Raw genomic sequence first — 13,040 nt, 5'->3', positions numbered from 1 at the left:
CCGACGCTTCAGGGATCTCATGGCCAGGGCTGATACAGGCAACAAGAGGGCGACGCTGAGAATCCGCCGGCCGCCGGTCGGGGCGTCGCCCGGCACGCTGATCGCCGATCCGGCGGCGCGGCGCAGCGAGCTTCGGCTAACATTGATCTCGCCGCAGAAATACGAAACCATCGACAATGCCTCGATCGACGACCTCAACACCCATTGCCAGAAATGGCCTGTCGTCTGGCTGGACTGCACGGGGCTTGCCAACATTCCGCTGATCGAGGAGATCGGCCGTATCTTCAACCTCCACCCGCTGGCGCTCGAGGACGTCGTCAACACTGGACAGCGGCCCAAGGTGGATTTCTTCGAGGACCATGCCTTCGTCGTCATGCGCATGATCGACGATGTCACCTCGCATCGCTACGAGCAGATATCGCTGTTCTTCGGCCGGAATTTCGTCGTCACTTTCCAGGAACGCGAGGGCGATCCGTTCGATCCGGTGCGCAAGCGCATCGCGGCCGCGATGCCGAACCGGCTGCGCTCGCGCGGCGCCGATTATCTTGCCTATGCGCTGATCGATGCCATCGTCGACAGCTATTTCCCGCCGATCGAGGCGGCGAGCGAATTGGTCGACGGCATCGAGGACGAGATGCTGAACAAGCCGCACAAGCATCAGATGCGGCAGTTGCATGAACTCAGGCGCGACGCCAACGTGCTCAAGGGCGTGCTATGGCCGATGCGCGATGCGCTGGCGACGCTGATCCGCAACGACGTGCCCTTCGTGAAGGCTGAAACCAAGATCTTCTTCAACGACACGCTCGACCATTCGCTGCGGCTGATCGAGCTGGTCGAGAACCAGCGCGACATGCTCACCGGCCTGATCGAGATGCATCTCTCGCTGTCCCAGGCCCGCACCAACGACGTCATTTCCTATCTGACGATCGTCTCGGTGATCTTCATGCCGCTGACCTTCCTGGTCGGCGTCTGGGGCATGAATTTCGATCCGGAAAGCTCGCCCTGGAACATGCCCGAGCTGAAGGCCTATTACGGTTATCCGGTCTCGCTACTGTTCATGGCGGTCGTCGCGGTCGGTTTGATCGCGTTCTTCAAATGGAAGAAGTGGCTCTAAAGCGCGTCGCGATGAAACGGATTCAGGCGACGCGCTTTAGGTCTTTGTTTTTGATGCATGTCGTTGTCCCAGAACCGCCGCACACTTCTGGGCGACATGCATTGGCCTTTGAATTCCCCCGTTTTCGCCGCCGGAACCTGCGACAAGCCGGCTTGACAATTGGGCTGGTGTTTTTTCCGGAATTGCACTATATGCGCCGCAGCTTCGCGCCCTGACGCGTCGCTTGCACTGGCCCCTGCTGGACGACATCCCGGCTGTGGGCGTCCCGTTTCCTCCAACAGATAAGGAAAAACACGATGTCGATTACTGCCGAGCGCAAGAAAGAACTGATGACCGAATTCGCGACTGCGAAAGGCGATACCGGATCTCCGGAAGTCCAGGTTGCCATTCTTTCCGAGCGCATCAAGAACCTGACAGAGCATTTCAAGGACCACAAGAAGGACAACCATTCCCGCCGTGGCCTGCTTGCTCTGGTTTCCCAGCGCCGCAGCCTGCTTGATTATCTCAAGCGCAAGGATGATGGGCGCTACCAGACGCTGATCGACAAGCTCGGTCTCCGTCGCTGACCAATTGACCGGCGGGCTCTCCAAGGGGGCCCGCCGGTCGCGCATTGGCGCATCGGATAGTCCGCTGCCGCAATGCTGAAAAGGAAATTCGCCTGCGCGCATGGCGCGTTCCGGAAACAGCGTTTCCGGCGTCAAGCGCAAGGCCGGCCGACCAGCCGGCCAATCGTGTTCCGGACCGCAGAGGGCTATCCGGAACCGCCCATGGACGGTCATGGGGCAGGATTGCAGGATGCTCGCTCGGCCTTGAGCCGAATCTATCGAGCTTCCCGTTGTCTTGCCCGTGACTGCCCGAAGGAAGCCAGGGAAGGGAGAACCCGCGACCGTTAGGACGGTGCGGCCCTTTCCGCATATGAAGGACAAGATATGTTCAATCATCACAAAGTGGAAATCGAATGGGGCGGCCGTCCGCTCATCCTGGAGACCGGCAAGATCGCCCGCCAGGCTGACGGCGCGGTGCTGGCCACCTATGGCGAGACCGTGGTTCTGGCCACTGTCGTCTCGATGAAGGAGCCGAAGCCCGGCCTCGATTTCTTCCCGCTCACCGTCAACTACCAGGAAAAGACCTATGCCGCCGGCAAGATCCCGGGCGGCTACTTCAAGCGCGAGGGCCGTCCGAGCGAAAAGGAAACGCTGGTTTCCCGCCTGATCGACCGCCCGATCCGCCCGCTTTTCGCCGACGGCTACAAGAACGACACCCAGATCGTCGTCACCGTCGTCCAGCATGATCTCGAGAATGATCCGGACATCCTGTCGATCGTCGCCACCTCCGCCGCGCTTACGCTCTCGGGCGTGCCCTTCATGGGCCCGATCGGCGGCGCCCGCGTCGGCTACATCAACGGCGAATATGTGCTCAATCCGCATATCGACGAGATGCAGGAATCCAAGCTCGACCTCGTCGTCGCCGGTACCGCCGACGCCGTGCTGATGGTCGAATCCGAGGCCAAGGAACTCTCCGAGGACCTGATGCTCGGCGCCGTCGTGTTCGGCCACAAGAGCTTCCAGCCGGTGATTGAGGCGATCATCAAGCTGGCCGAGGTCGCTGCCAAGGAGCCGCGCGACTTCATGGCGCCGGATTACTCCGCGCTCGAAGCCGAGATGCTGAAGGTCGTCGGAGACGAGCTCCGCGACGCCTACAAGATCATCGACAAGCAGGCGCGCTATGCCGCGGTCGATGCCGTCAAGGCCAAGGTCAAGGCCGCCTTCGCTCCGGCCGAGGGCGAGGAAGCCAAGTACACTTCCGAGCAGATCGGCAGCGTCTTCAAGGAGCTCCAGGCCAAGGTTGTGCGCTGGAACATCCTCGACACCGGCTCGCGCATCGACGGCCGTGACCTCAAGACCGTGCGTAAGATCGTCTCGGAAGTCGGCGTCCTGCCGCGCACCCACGGTTCGGCGCTGTTCACCCGCGGCGAGACCCAGGCGCTGGTGGTTGCCACTCTGGGCACCGGTGAGGACGAGCAATATGTCGATTCGCTCACCGGCATGTACAAGGAGAAGTTCCTTCTCCATTACAACTTCCCGCCCTACTCGGTCGGCGAGACCGGCCGCATGGGCTCGCCGGGCCGCCGCGAAATCGGCCACGGCAAGCTCGCCTGGCGCGCCATCCATCCGATGCTGCCTTCGGCGGAACAGTTCCCCTACACGCTGCGCGTCGTCTCGGAGATCACCGAATCCAATGGTTCGTCGTCGATGGCGACCGTCTGCGGCACCTCGCTGGCGCTGATGGACGCGGGCGTTCCGCTGGCCAAGCCGGTCGCCGGCATCGCCATGGGCCTGATCAAGGAAGGCGAGCGCTTCGCGGTGCTCTCCGACATCCTCGGTGACGAGGACCATCTCGGCGACATGGACTTCAAGGTCGCCGGCACCGCCAATGGCGTCACCTCGCTGCAGATGGACATCAAGATCGATGGCATCACCGAGGAGATCATGGGCATCGCGCTTGCCCAGGCCAAGGACGGCCGCCTGCATATCCTCGGCGAGATGGCGCATGCGCTGTCCGGCGCCCGCGCCGAGCTCGGCGAGTTCGCGCCGCGCATCGAGGTCATGCATATCCCGACCGACAAGATCCGCGACGTCATCGGCTCCGGCGGCAAGGTGATCCGCGAGATCGTCGAGAAGACCGGCGCCAAGATCAACATCGAGGACGACGGCACGGTCAAGATCGCTTCGGCCAACGCCAAGGAGATCGAGGCGGCGAAGAAGTGGATCCACACCATCGTCGCCGAGCCGGAAGTCGGCGAGATCTACGAAGGCACAGTCGTCAAGACGGCCGACTTCGGCGCGTTCGTCAACTTCTTCGGCCCGCGCGACGGTCTCGTTCACATCTCGCAGCTCGCCAATGAGCGCGTCGCCAAGACCTCCGATGTCGTCAAGGAAGGCGACAAGGTTTGGGTCAAGCTGATGGGCTTCGACGAGCGCGGCAAGGTTCGCCTGTCGATGAAGGTCGTCGACCAGGCGACCGGCAAGGAAATCGTCCAGGAGAAGAAGAAGGCCGAAGGCGAGGAAGACGCCGCCTGATCGGTCTGGCTGGATAGTCTAAGACGGGCGCGCCGCAAGGTCGCGCCCGTTTTGTTTCGAGGTGGATGAATGGCCGCCGAGCCGCTGAAGACGCTGTTCTACCCGTTCGAGGCCGAGGCGCTGCCTTTGCCGCGCAAGGAGGCCCGCGTTCTCTTTCTGGGCGCCGAGCCCGGCTTCCGCTTGCCCGAAGGATTCGATGCGGCGCTGCATCTCGTGCAGGGCTTTCGACCGCATTTCCGCGCCTTGCAGGCTTCCGGCTACACGGTCACGCCGCGAGTGGAAGGACAGGGTTACGACATGGCTCTCGTGCTCGCCGGCCGTCATCGCGGTCAGAATGAGTTGCGCATCGCCGAAGCACTCGAGCGTGTCGCGCCGGGCGGGCTGATCGCCGTCGCGGGTGGCAAGGATGACGGCACCGACAGCCTGCGCAAGCGGATCAACGCGCTGGCGCCGCTCGAAGGCCATCTGCCGAAGCATCACGGCGTTGCCTTCTGGTTCCGGCGGGCCGGCACGGAAGCAGCCGAGACGCTGCGCGCCGGCAACCCCGACCTTGTTGTTGGGGGCGGTTTCAAAACCGCGCCTGGCATGTTCTCGTTTGACAGGATTGACGCCGGTTCGAAACTGCTGGCCGCCAGCCTGCCTGATGATCTCAAAGGCAATATCGCTGATCTCTGCGCGGGCTGGGGTTATCTGGCGGCGGAGGTCCTGCAGCGCTCCCAGAGCCTCACCACGCTCGATCTCTATGAAGCGGACTTCGAAGCCCTGAAAGCAGCCAGGTTGAATGTCCGTGGCGCCATCGAGCCGCGCTTCTTCTGGATCGATCTTCTCACCGAGGCGGTCGATCGACGCTACGACGCCATCGTCATGAACCCGCCTTTCCACAGCGGCCGAGCCGCCGAGCCCGGCATTGGCGCCGGCATGATCCGCGCGGCGTCGAAGGCGCTGAAACCGGGCGGCCGCCTGTTCATGGTCGCCAATCGCCAGCTTCCCTATGAACAGGTGCTGTCCGCGGCCTTTGCCAGCCATACCGAGATCGCCCGCGACGGCATGTTCAAGGTGTTGTCGGCGCGCCGCTGAAATACTGTTGCGTGCTGGTTTACTGTAGGCTGACGATCCGTGCGGGCTCGCGGGTGCCGAAAGCAGGCCGCGCTTCGCCGAGTTCGTCCGTGAGTGGCGCCGGCCTGCCGAACAGATAGCCCTGGACCACCTCGCAGCCCGCGGCCCTGAGCAGCGTAGCCTGGTTCTCGGTTTCCACGCCTTCGGCGATGATGCCGACGCCCAGCGCCCGCGACAGCCCGACAATGGTCGAGACGATCGCGCCGGAACCGGAGTCGGTGTCGATGCGGCTGACGAAGGAACGGTCGATCTTCAGCTTGCCGAAGGAGAAGTCGATCAGGTAGCTCAAATTGGAATAGCCTGTTCCGAAATCGTCGACGGCCACCGAAATCCCCATCTCGGCAAGCTGGTCCAGGATCGCGGCGGCGCGGTCGCGATCCTGCATCATCGCCGTCTCGGTGACCTCGAGCTCCAGCCGCGACGGCTTGATGCCGGTCGATTCCATCACCTCGCGCACGATGCCGACGAAATCCCTGGTCATGAACTGGACCGGCGAGATGTTGACGGCGACGAAGCAGTCCTGCGGCAGATGCTTGGCGTCGCTGCAGGCCTTGCGCAGCACCCATTCGCCGATTGGATTGATCATGCCGGTTTCCTCGGCGATCGGAATGAACTCCATCGGCGGAATCATGCCGCGCTCCGGATGCTTCCAGCGGATCAGCGCCTCGTAGCCGACGACGCGGCCGCTCGGCAGATTGAGCTGCGGCTGGTAATGGAGACTGAAGTCGCCGCGGTCGAAAGCGGTCTTCAGCTCCGATTCGATCCATTGCCGATAGTCGGCCACGCGGCCCATGTCGGCGTGGAAGACAGACCAGTTGCCGACGCCGCTGGCCCGCGCATTTTGCAGCGCAAGGTTCGAACGGCGCAGGACCAGAACCGGGTCGACCCCGTCCTTCGGCATCGCCACGATGCCTACCGACAGGCTGACCGACTGCAGGTGGGTCTGCAACTGATAAGGCTCCATCATATCGTTGATGAGCTTTTCGATCAGCCGCTCGATCGAACCACGGATATCGCGGTCCGGCAGCAGGACGCCGAACTCGCCGGCGCCGATGCGCCCGATCACCGCATCCTTCGGCATGCTCTCCTTCAGCCTGCTGGTGAAGGCACGGACAAGGTCGTCGCCATGGCTGTAGCCGATGGCGTCGTTGATCTGCTTGAATCGGTCGATATCGATGTCGATCAGGAACACCGGCTCGCCGGTTCGGATCGTCTCCGAGGCGGCATCGGCTATCTTGCCGACCATGGCCTGGCGCGACAGAAGCCCCGTCAGCTTGTCGAAATTGGTTTCCTTGACGACATAGGCCACCGATTCATCGACGCCGGCGAAGAACGACATCGCCGCACCGCCGGCGGCAAGGGCGCATAGCGCGGCGATGACGCCTATCATCGTCTCGGCCGGCATGCCGGCCATGCCATCGCCGAAGCCGAACCGCAGCCCCCACAATCCGAGGATGAAACTGCCCATGCCGGAGCTGGCGATGGTGATCAGCCGGAACAGCGGTGTTCGCTTCGGGTTACTGACTGGAGACATGCAAGGTCCCTGGATTAAGGGGCCTTGTAGCGGAAACCTCCTTAAGATGAGTTTCCGCCGATGCATCCAATTTTACTGGAAAATGCTCTTTGCCTTAGCGAACTATTCGCGACCACCGTCGTTCTGCTTCAGTTCCTCCAGCGACGGCATCGAAACGATGTGATAGCCGGAATCCACATAATGGATTTCGCCGGTGACACCCGACGAAAGATCGGAGAGCAGGTAAAGCGCCGAGCCGCCGACTTCGTCCAGGGTCACGGTGCGCCGCAGAGGCGAGTTGCGCTGCTGATAGGAGAACATATGGCGGGCGTCGGAAACGCCCGAGCCGGCCAGCGTACGCACCGGTCCGGCCGAGATGCCGTTCACCCTGATGCCGCGCGGCCCGTAGTCATTGGCAAGATAGCGCACGCTGGCCTCGAGCCCCGCCTTGGCGACGCCCATGACATTGTAGTTCGGCATCACCCTCACCGACCCGGCATAGGTCAGCGTGATCATCGAGCCGCCATTGCCCATCAGCGCGGCGGCATTGCGGGCGACCTCGGTGAAGGAATAGCAGGAGATCACCATGGTGCGCACGAAATTGTCGCGGCTGGTGTCGGCGTAGAGGCCCTTGAGCTCGTTCTTGTCGGAAAAGCCGATGGCATGCACCACGAAGTCCAGCCCGCCCCAGGCCTTGCCGAGGGTGTCGAAGGTCGCGGTGACGGAGGCGCTGTCCTCGACGTCGCAAGGCACGATCAAGGAGGCGCCCACCTTCTCGGCGAGCGGCTTGACGCGCCGCCCGAAGGCGTCGCCCTGGTAGGTGAAGGCAAGCTCCGCCCCGTGCTCGGACAATTTCTTGGCGATGCCCCAGGCGATCGAATGATCGTTGGCGACCCCCATGACAAGCCCGCGCTTGCCCTTCATCAACCCTTCCATAAAAGGCAGATCCTTATGCGGAATAGCGTTGGAAAATCAGCGTTGCGTTGGTGCCACCGAAACCGAAGGAATTGGACAAAACGGTGTCGATCTTGGCGTTGTCGATGCGCTTGCGCACGATCGGCATGCGCTCGAATTCCGGATCGAGCTCCTCGATATGGGCGCTCTCGCCGATGAAGCCGCCCTGCATCATCAGGATCGAATAGATCGATTCCTGCACGCCGGCCGCCCCCAGCGAATGGCCGGTGAGCGACTTGGTCGAGGTGATGTAGGGCATCTTGTCGCCGAACACCTCGCGGATGGCGCCCATTTCCCTGGAATCGCCGACCGGCGTCGAGGTGCCGTGGGTGTTGATGTAGTCGACCGGGGTCGGGACGGTGGCAAGCGCCTGCCGCATGCAGCGGATGGCGCCTTCCCCCGAAGGAGCGACCATGTCGTAGCCGTCGGATGTCGCGCCATAGCCGACGATCTCGGCATAGATCTTGGCGCCGCGCGCCCTGGCGTGCTCCAATTCCTCCAGCACCAGCACGCCGGCGCCGCCGGCGATGACAAAACCGTCGCGGTTGACGTCATAGGCGCGCGAAGCGGCCGATGCCTTGTCGTTGAACTTCGACGACATGGCGCCCATGGCGTCGAAAAGGTCCGACATCGTCCAGTCGAGATCTTCGTGGCCGCCGGCGAACATCATGTCCTGCTTGCCCCACTGGATCAACTCATAGGCATTGCCGATGCAATGCGCCGAGGTCGAGCACGCCGACGAGATCGAGTAGTTGACGCCATGGATCTTGAACCATGTGGCCAGGGTGGCCGAGGCCGTCGACGACATCGCCTTCGGCACGGCGAATGGACCGATGCGCTTGGGGCTGTTGTTCTTGATCGTGGTTTCGGCCGCCTCGACGATGGTGCGGGTCGAGGGTCCGCCGGACCCCATCACGATGCCGGTCCGCTCATTGGTGATGTCGCTCTCGCCAAGCCCGGCATCGGCGATCGCCTGGTCCATGGCAACATGGTTCCAGGCCGCACCCTGGCTCAGGAAGCGCATGGCGCGGCGGTCGATCATCGGGGTAGGATCGAGCGTCGGCGCGCCCCAGACCTGGCAGCGGAAGCCGTGCTCGGCGAAGGAATTGGAAAAGCTGATGCCGGATTTGGCATCGTAAAGCGAGCTCTGCACCTCATTGGCATTGTTGCCGATCGACGACACAATGCCGAGCCCTGTCACTACGACCCGTCTCATTCGCAACTCCTTCCGGCGTATCCGGGCGGAAAACCTAGCCGGTTTTCGCCCGTGATCATACGCAAATAAACTGACGTGGCGCCCATTGGGTACGCGGACGCCGTGGCGAAAAACGGTCAGGCGGCCGACTGTTTGGACAGGCCGACCTTCAGATCCGTGGCGGCGTATATGGGTTCGCCATCCGCCTTAAGCCAGCCATCGGCGATGCCGAGCACCAGCCGGCCGCGCATCACGCGCTTGAAGTCGACGCCGTACTCCACCTTCTTCACCGACGGCGTCACCATGCCCTTGAACTTCACCTCGCCGGTCGAAAGCGCCATGCCCTTGCCGGGTTCGCCCAGCCAGCCGAGATAAAAACCCGTCAACTGCCACATGGCGTCGAGGCCGAGGCAGCCTGGCATGATCGGATTGCCGATGAAGTGGCAGGCGAAGAACCACAGGTCCGGCTTGATGTCGAATTCGGCGCGGATGAAGCCCTTGTCAAAAGCGCCGCCGGTCTCGCTGATCTCGGTGATGCGGTCGAACATCAGCATAGGTGGGTAGGGCAGCTGGGCGTTGCCCGGCCCGAACAGGTCGCCGCGGGCGCAGGCGAGCAGTTCCTCGTAATCGTAGCTGGACTTTTGATCCGCCATCAAATTCCGTCCCCGTGTTCTTTCGCGGGCGGCAGGGCGCCCTTCTCGTTGGTTTCCTAACACACTCTGTTTGCGGCCGGAAACCGGCGTTTGCGCTTAACCCGTGCGCCTGCCCGGGTCAATGCGCGCTATTGATCGCATTCAGACTACAGAATATATGTCGGCTGATGTCCGGTTTTGGCTTTCGACGTCTTTTTGCCACTCTGGACCTGTTGATGGGCTGGGCAACAAGCGTCGAAGCGAAGAGATGGATTCGGGCTACCGGAAGGAAAATGTCGCTGTGGACAAGCGGGTTCGCGAAGCCGGCCTGAGGCCGACGCGCCAGCGCATCGCGCTGGCCGATCTGCTTTTCGCCAAGGGCGACCGCCACCTTTCGGCCGAGGAACTGCACGAAGAGGCGATCGCCGCCGGGGTGCCGGTTTCATTGGCGACGGTCTATAACGCGCTCCATCAGTTCACAGAGGCCGGCCTGTTGCGCATCCTGGCGGTCGAAGGCTCGAAAACCTATTTCGACACCAACACCTCCGACCATCATCACTTCTACGTCGAGGGCGAGAACCGGATTTTCGACATCGAAAGCGGACCGGTCACCGTCTCCAACCTGCCGGCACCGCCGGAGGGCATGGAGATCGCCAATGTCGACATCGTCGTGAGGCTTCGCCCGAAGCGCGGCGACTGATCCCGTGGCGACGCGTCCCGTCGACCTGATCGTCCGGTTTGAATGGGTCACCGTCGCCGCCTTGGCCGTCATTTGCTACGCAATGGCCCACTTTTCCTGGTGGCTGTTTGCGCTGCTTATCCTGGCGCCGGACCTGTCGATGCTGGGCTACCTCGCCGGGCCGCGCCTCGGCGCCGTCACCTATAACGCCTTGCATATCCTGATTGCCCCACTGGTCCTTCTGCTCGCGGGCGCGTTGCTCGCCGGCCCGCTCACGACCGCGGTGGCGCTTATCTGGATAGCGCACATCGCCATCGACCGTGCCCTCGGCTACGGCCTCAAGCTGCCCACCGGTTTTCAGGATACGCATCTCGGCCGCATTGGCCGCCAGCAGGGCGGTGTGTCCAGCTAGGCTGTATTGAGACCCAGGACAGGCTGGGTCGGGAATGGGTTCTCGAGAACTGGAACGAAGCGTACTCAAGGTCGGCGAGCACCGGAAGGGTCATGGGCCTCACCGGGCTCTGTACGTCCGGAGCTATAGACGGCGTCGGGGTTAATGCTGGCTCCACTTTGCCGCCGCGCGAAGTCAACGAACGCCTTGAACGCGGCGGTCGGGTTGCGTCGGCTCGGATAGTAGAGGCTCAACGGCGACAGAATGGGCGTCCAATCCTCAAGCACGCGCACAAGGCGGCCTGCCTCGATGTCGTCTCGCACGTCGGATTCCATCGCCAGGGCCAGACCCACGGACGCGAGGACCGCGGTGCGTGCGAGGCTCGCTTCGTCGAGGGTGATGGCGCCCTGGACGTCGATGTGGACCGATTGTCCGTCCTTCTCGAACGGCCAGCGGTAGATTGCGCCATCGGGAAGCCGGACGCGGAGACAGGAATGCCCGGCGAGATCCTGAGGTACCAGGGGCGTCCCATGAGTTATCAAGTAGGTCGGCGTGCCCACGACGACACTGCGCCGCGCGACACCCAACGGGACCGCGATCATGTCGGCCGGCACGAGGTCGATCCTACGGACGCCGAGGTCGAAGCCGCCTGCGACAATGTCCACCATGCGGCCCTCTGTGACGATGTCGATGTGGACCTGAGGGTGCGCGCGCAGGAACGGTAGGACGAGCGAAGTGAAGATCTCTCGCGCCGCTGTCGGAAAGGCGTTGATGCGCAGCGTACCCGACGGCATCGCCTGCTGAGAGCGCGCAACCTCCATCGCCTCATGAATGTCCTGCACGGCCGGAGCGACCTGCGCGACGAACCGCTGGCCGGCCTCCGTCAATGAGACACTTCGAGTCGTCCGGTTGAAGAGCCGTACGCCAAGCGTGCGCTCCAGCTTTCCGACCGCGTTGCTGAGCGCGGTCGTCGAAACCCCGAGCTCACGCGCTGCCGTGCGAAACTTGCCGCGGCGGGCGACCATGAGAACTGCGTCTAATTCCGTCAGGCTACTTTGCACAATTATCCCGACTTTCGTGATGAGACGTCCCGAATTGTCCTGATTATCGCGCGACCTGTCTACCGCTATTTTGGGGAGCAACGAAACTTCCAGCCGCTGCGGCTGCGATCGCAACAAGCAGGACAAGACCAATGACGCTCGAACTACCACCTCCAATCGCCGCATATGTGGCCGCGAACGCCCGCCTGGACGTTGACGGCATGCTGGCACCCTTCGCAGCCGGGGCGGTCCTCCGCGATAACGGCGCCGTTCTTCGGGGGGCCGCTGAAATCAAGCACTTGCTTGAAGAGGCGGTGGTCGGCGCGAAGGCGATTTTCACACCGGATACCGTCCGACACGAGGACGGTCAGGTGGTCGTCGAAGGCCCCGCTCATGGCGAGTTCAAGGGCAGCCCGATCCGCTTCACCTACCGCTTCACGCTCGAAAACGACGCCATCAAGGCTTTGGAGATCACGGCATGACCATCAAAGCTGATCCGACCGAGTTCGCGGGAAAACGCGTCCTCATCAGCGGCGGCACCAAGGGTCTGGGCCGCGCCACTGTCGACCGCTTCCTGGCCGGAGGCGCCCGCGTGATTACATCTGCCCGTGGAACGCTGGAGCCCATCGATAGCGTCGAATTCGTCCAGGCGGACCTGACCACGGCCGAGGGCGGGGAAATGCTGGCCAGGGTGGCGATCGAGCGTCTGGGTGGCGTCGACATCATCGCGCATGTGCTTGGTGGTTCGACCACCCCGGGCGGTGGCTTTGTCGCCCTGACGGACGAGTACTGGCTTTCCGAGCTGAACCTGAACCTCCTGGCCACAGTCCGTCTCGACCGGCTCCTGATTCCGCAGATGATCGAGCGGGGCAGCGGCGCGGTGGTGCACGTCACCTCCATCCAGTCGGTCCTGCCGCTCCCCGACGCAACCACCGCCTATGCCAGCGCCAAGGCCGCGCTCCGGACTTACAGCAAGTCCATCTCCAAGGAGCTGGGTTCCAAGGGCGTTAGAGTCAACGTCCTCTCCCCCGGCTGGATCATGACCGAAGGGACCGATGTATTTCTCAAGCGCATCCAAGCCGCCAACGGTGGCACTGTCGAGGACGCGCGCCAACTCGTACTGGCCGGCCTTGGCGGCATTGCCATAGGTCGCGGCGCCGAACCATCCGAGGTCGCCGAAGCCATCGCTTTCCTGGCCTCGGATCGCGCCTCGTCGATCCATGGTTCGGAGCTCGTCGTCGACGGCGGCACTGTCCCGACTGTCTGATCAAAGGGACTCGTCCACGCTTGGCCGAGCTGGCCTAGCATGGACCGACGCGTGCCATG

At 62.9% G+C, this 13,040-nt stretch carries 13 protein-coding genes; 8 read left to right on the top strand and 5 right to left on the bottom strand.

Annotation, left to right across the window (positions count from 1 at the left end; translation table 11 throughout):
- The first annotated feature begins 19 nt into the window (after positions 1 to 19).
- The 4 genes from corA to EJ072_RS09135 all read left to right on the top strand — a co-directional run bounded on the left by corA (position 20) and on the right by EJ072_RS09135 (position 5,271).
- Positions 20 to 1,114 (top strand): magnesium/cobalt transporter CorA, encoded by a 1,095-nt coding sequence (corA, locus tag EJ072_RS09150; RefSeq protein ID WP_126079408.1) that lies wholly within the window; start codon positions 20 to 22, stop codon positions 1,112 to 1,114.
- A 254-nt stretch (positions 1,115 to 1,368) separates the two neighbouring features.
- The gene (gene rpsO, locus EJ072_RS09145; protein ID WP_281059028.1) at positions 1,369 to 1,680 is read left to right on the top strand and encodes a 30S ribosomal protein S15; all 312 of its coding nucleotides are present in this window, start codon (positions 1,369 to 1,371) and stop codon (positions 1,678 to 1,680) included.
- Between the two features lie 363 nt (positions 1,681 to 2,043).
- The gene (gene pnp / locus EJ072_RS09140; protein ID WP_126079406.1) at positions 2,044 to 4,194 is read left to right on the top strand and encodes a polyribonucleotide nucleotidyltransferase; all 2,151 of its coding nucleotides are present in this window, start codon (positions 2,044 to 2,046) and stop codon (positions 4,192 to 4,194) included.
- Between the two features lie 69 nt (positions 4,195 to 4,263).
- Entirely contained in the window at positions 4,264 to 5,271 is a 1,008-nt protein-coding gene (locus EJ072_RS09135; RefSeq protein WP_126079405.1) for a class I SAM-dependent methyltransferase, read from the top strand.
- A 19-nt stretch (positions 5,272 to 5,290) separates the two neighbouring features.
- Here the strand turns inward: EJ072_RS09135 and EJ072_RS09130 are convergent, their stop codons facing one another.
- The 4 genes from EJ072_RS09130 to fabA form a co-directional block, all read right to left on the bottom strand.
- Entirely contained in the window at positions 5,291 to 6,844 is a 1,554-nt protein-coding gene (locus tag EJ072_RS09130) for a bifunctional diguanylate cyclase/phosphodiesterase (RefSeq protein WP_126079404.1), read from the bottom strand.
- 102 nt (positions 6,845 to 6,946) lie between these two features.
- A complete protein-coding gene (gene fabI, locus EJ072_RS09125) occupies positions 6,947 to 7,759 on the bottom strand; it encodes an enoyl-ACP reductase FabI (protein ID WP_126079403.1) in 813 nt (270 codons plus the stop codon).
- A 13-nt stretch (positions 7,760 to 7,772) separates the two neighbouring features.
- Positions 7,773 to 8,993, bottom strand: coding sequence for a beta-ketoacyl-ACP synthase I (fabB, locus tag EJ072_RS09120; RefSeq protein WP_126079402.1), 1,221 nt, complete (start codon positions 8,991 to 8,993; stop codon positions 7,773 to 7,775).
- A gap of 116 nt (positions 8,994 to 9,109) precedes the next feature.
- The gene (gene fabA / locus EJ072_RS09115) at positions 9,110 to 9,625 is read right to left on the bottom strand and encodes a 3-hydroxyacyl-[acyl-carrier-protein] dehydratase FabA (RefSeq protein WP_040985924.1); all 516 of its coding nucleotides are present in this window, start codon (positions 9,623 to 9,625) and stop codon (positions 9,110 to 9,112) included.
- Positions 9,626 to 9,872: 247 nt separating this feature from the next.
- On the opposite strand from fabA, the gene irrA reads away from it, so the two are divergent.
- Both irrA and EJ072_RS09105 read left to right on the top strand, forming a co-directional pair.
- Positions 9,873 to 10,304 (top strand): iron response transcriptional regulator IrrA, encoded by a 432-nt coding sequence (irrA, locus tag EJ072_RS09110; RefSeq protein ID WP_042647097.1) that lies wholly within the window; start codon positions 9,873 to 9,875, stop codon positions 10,302 to 10,304.
- Between the two features lie 4 nt (positions 10,305 to 10,308).
- Positions 10,309 to 10,695, top strand: coding sequence for a DUF4260 domain-containing protein (locus EJ072_RS09105; RefSeq protein ID WP_126079401.1), 387 nt, complete (start codon positions 10,309 to 10,311; stop codon positions 10,693 to 10,695).
- A gap of 65 nt (positions 10,696 to 10,760) precedes the next feature.
- Here the strand turns inward: EJ072_RS09105 and EJ072_RS09100 are convergent, their stop codons facing one another.
- Positions 10,761 to 11,738 carry a LysR family transcriptional regulator gene (locus EJ072_RS09100; protein ID WP_126083566.1) on the bottom strand — a complete coding sequence of 326 codons (978 nt, stop codon included), beginning with the start codon at positions 11,736 to 11,738 and terminating at the stop codon, positions 10,761 to 10,763.
- Positions 11,739 to 11,866: 128 nt separating this feature from the next.
- Between EJ072_RS09100 and EJ072_RS09095 the strand changes: the two genes are divergently transcribed.
- Together EJ072_RS09095 and EJ072_RS09090 are read left to right on the top strand one after the other, a co-directional pair.
- Complete coding sequence (locus tag EJ072_RS09095) at positions 11,867 to 12,196, top strand: nuclear transport factor 2 family protein (RefSeq protein ID WP_126079400.1); 330 nt, start codon at positions 11,867 to 11,869, stop codon at positions 12,194 to 12,196.
- On the top strand, positions 12,193 to 12,981 hold the full coding sequence (locus EJ072_RS09090; RefSeq protein ID WP_126079399.1) for an SDR family oxidoreductase: 789 nt from the start codon (positions 12,193 to 12,195) through the stop codon (positions 12,979 to 12,981). Before EJ072_RS09095 ends, EJ072_RS09090 begins: the two co-directional genes overlap by 4 nt.
- The last annotated feature ends 59 nt before the right edge of the window (positions 12,982 to 13,040 follow it).

The sequence above is a fragment of the Mesorhizobium sp. M2A.F.Ca.ET.046.03.2.1 genome (assembly GCF_003952425.1).
Lineage (GTDB): Bacteria > Pseudomonadota > Alphaproteobacteria > Rhizobiales > Rhizobiaceae > Mesorhizobium.
The sequence above is the reverse complement of the archived record's forward strand: the minus strand, read 5'-3'. Positions and strand labels throughout refer to the sequence as shown.